Source organism: Aliarcobacter sp., assembly GCF_041672065.1.
In the GTDB taxonomy this organism is placed as follows: domain Bacteria; phylum Campylobacterota; class Campylobacteria; order Campylobacterales; family Arcobacteraceae; genus Aliarcobacter; species Aliarcobacter skirrowii.
The window spans coordinates 1-3032 of the sequence record NZ_JBAZAH010000090.1; the positions used below are offsets into that span (position 1 = coordinate 1).

At 24.7% G+C, this 3032-nt stretch carries 2 protein-coding genes and 1 pseudogene; 1 reads left to right on the forward strand and 2 read right to left on the reverse strand.

What is annotated here, in order from left to right; translation table 11 throughout:
- The coding region (locus tag WC168_RS09440; RefSeq protein ID WP_372618899.1) for a hypothetical protein at positions 1–1823 on the reverse strand (1823 nt) is incomplete at its 3' end.
- 116 nt (positions 1824–1939) lie between these two features.
- Here WC168_RS09440 and WC168_RS09445 point away from each other — a divergent pair.
- The gene (locus tag WC168_RS09445) at positions 1940–2209 is read left to right on the forward strand and encodes a DNA repair protein Rad50 (RefSeq protein ID WP_066350649.1); all 270 of its coding nucleotides are present in this window, start codon (positions 1940–1942) and stop codon (positions 2207–2209) included.
- 17 nt (positions 2210–2226) lie between these two features.
- Here the strand turns inward: WC168_RS09445 and WC168_RS09450 are convergent.
- Positions 2227–3032, reverse strand: a pseudogene (locus tag WC168_RS09450) (hypothetical protein); the annotation flags it as partial.

A 3032-nucleotide genomic window follows, 5' to 3' on the forward strand; every position in this document is an offset into this window, starting at 1 on the left:
AAACCTATTAGTAAAACACAAACTAGATAGTATATAAAAAGAGTTACAGATATATCAAAATGCATTGATGTATATCCTAAATATGCGCTTGAAAATGCAACATGCGAAATATCAAGTGGAAGATTTAATAAATATCCAATAAAAGGTGTTATTCCCAAAAGAATACCAAAAAAGAAGTTCCCTAATATTGAACCATAATGCTCATGTAAATATGTTGCAAATTTTTCTCTATACTTATCGCTTATTAGTTTTTTTAGTAAAGGTTGATGATAGTATCTATCTTTTAACTCCAATAAATCAGCTCTATTGTCAAAATAACCTGAGATTAATCCAGATAAAAAGAGCCATACTCCAGCAATTGCTGCATAAAATAGTGCTATGTTTGGTTCAAGATTTTTTAAATAGTATTTTATATCCTCATCATCTAAGATTATATAACCATTTTTTATAGCTAAATAAGATATCAAAAATGCTACACTTATTGCTAGTATTACATTTCCAGCAATTGCTGAAAATTGAGAACGACTAACTTGAAATATTAAATCAATAATCTTTTTTTGATTTGCCTTATTGTTTTCATCTTGCTCTATCTCTTGTGCTAGTTTTGATGCTGTCATAGCTGGTTGTTTTGTAGCAACAGTAAAACCTAAAATATGTATAAATACAAATCCTAAACCATAATTTAAACTACTTAAAAATGTTTGAGTTCCTATTGAAAATCCAGCTTGAGTGATATTGATTTTTATAAGCGCCATAATAGCTATTATAATTCCAGCTCCAGCTGCACTAAGAAACATTTTAAAATAAGCTTTTAAATCAGTTGCTATATAGTGTTCACCATGTTCACTTGTATAGTTTGTAACACTTCTTGCTACAATTTTTATTCCCTGTTTATATAAATCTATTAATGAATTTTTTTTACTATTTTGTACAACTGATTCTTTAAAAAAATTTACAAAAATTTCATTTGAATCTTTTGTATCAAAATATTTTATTAATTCTAAGATATATTCAACTCTTTTTATCATCTGAGTTAATCTTTCAAGTTGATATGTTAAATCTATTGAAATACCATTATGAAGAGATTTTCTTTTTAAAGCACTCACTTGCTCATAAGATTGTTGTATTAAAACATCCAACTCCTCTAATTTTGATTTTGTAATTTCAATATTTACAAAATCTGATTGAATATTTTCTATATATGATGCTATATTTCTTTGTAATGCTATAAAAGCTGAATCTTTATTTAATAATTTTTTATCAAGCCTAATAAAATTTGAATCAAACTCTTCAGCTGCTATCCAAATAGATAAAATTTCAAGTGCATCTAAAAGTTCATTAAAAAGATGATTTTTTGTTTTTGTTATATTTTTTGAGTTATTAAATAGAGCTTTAAAAAACTCTACCCATATACTATTTTCAATAGAGCAAACCCACTTAAAATCATCTTTTTTATTAAATATAGTTCCAAAAATATAGTTTAAATCGCCTTTTTTTGGTGGATTTGGTAGAAATTTATTATAAAACCTCTCTCTTGCCTCATAAGAGAAGTAGTTGTTTGATAAAATCCCAAAATGAACAATATTTGTAGATATTTTTGATTCTATAAAAATTTGATTTATAGAGTTAGATATGTTTTGTGCCAACTCATCTTGTGAGTTAAAAAAATCAATAATCTTATTTATTGAATTTACACTCAAATCAATATTATCTTTACTTTTTGGTCTAATAAAAGCGATAATATATTTTAGTTTATCAATAATATCAATATCTTCACTACAAATACTCTCTAATAACTTTTTAAAATTTTCATCTATATTCAAACTAAACCTTAATATTTTTATCTAAAACATTATAATTTAAAGTTTATTAGCTTTGGCTATAAATGAGTTTATATAATTTATTAAGTAAAATACGAAATTATAAAAAAAGGAAATAAGTGATTAATATAAAATTAGAGTTAAAAAATGTTGTTGAGCAAACAATGATTCCAGAATCTAAAGCTTTTTTAGATGAGTTAAATGAGCTAATATCAAGCAATAATGCTTGTAATGATGATATTGAAGCAAAAAAAGATATGGAGTCATTTTTACAAGAGTTGAATACTATTTTAAATGCTATTGAAAAAGATGAAATTACAGATGAACAAGCAGCTGATATTTATGAAAAAATCATTATTATGCTACAAGAGCATGAAGATGAGGAGTAAATATCACAACAATTCTTTTATTCCATGAATAAATTTTTGCTCTCTTGTAGTAATTCTGTTTCAATATCAAGAGGGACAATTTTAATATTTCCTTCATTTTCAAAATATTCAAATATTCTATTATTTTCTAAAAAATCTGATTTTGGATAATAAATTTTTAAACTCATAAGTTCACAAATTTCATCTTTATAATTCTCTTTTTGTTCTTTTAAAAATATATGCTTATAAGCAAATAACTGATAAAAATCACTTTGTGAAAACTCTTTATCACTCTCTATTAATTTCCATTTTGCATCTGCTACACAAATAACTTGATTATCTTTTTTGATTAAAAAATCAGGTCTTACAGTAAATAGTTTTTTTACAAAATCAACTCCACCATTTTGAGCTTCTATTTGAAGATGTGGATATTTTTTTTCGAGCCACCACTCTACAAAACATTCAAAAAGTTTTTCCATTGGATACAAAATAGCAAAGGCAACAGTATCTCCACTAAAAGAGCTAAATGACTCTTTTTTCAAAAATACTTTAGACCAAATCAGAGCATTTTTGTAGTGTTCCATTCCACGACCTGTTTTAACCATAGAAAAATCTTTATCAATATTAAGTGATAAATCAATCCAATTCAAATGTTGCATATATTGTCTTATTTTTCTTTGATTATTAAATTCTTTTGAAATATTTGATAGTAATTTTAAAGTAGATTTTATAAGTCTATTTTCTGCTCTATTTTGATTATACTCATCATATTGTACATAAAATCTCTCTTTATGAACACTATTTCTTTTTATTTGCTCATTAATTAAAAGTTTTCCTTTGAGAT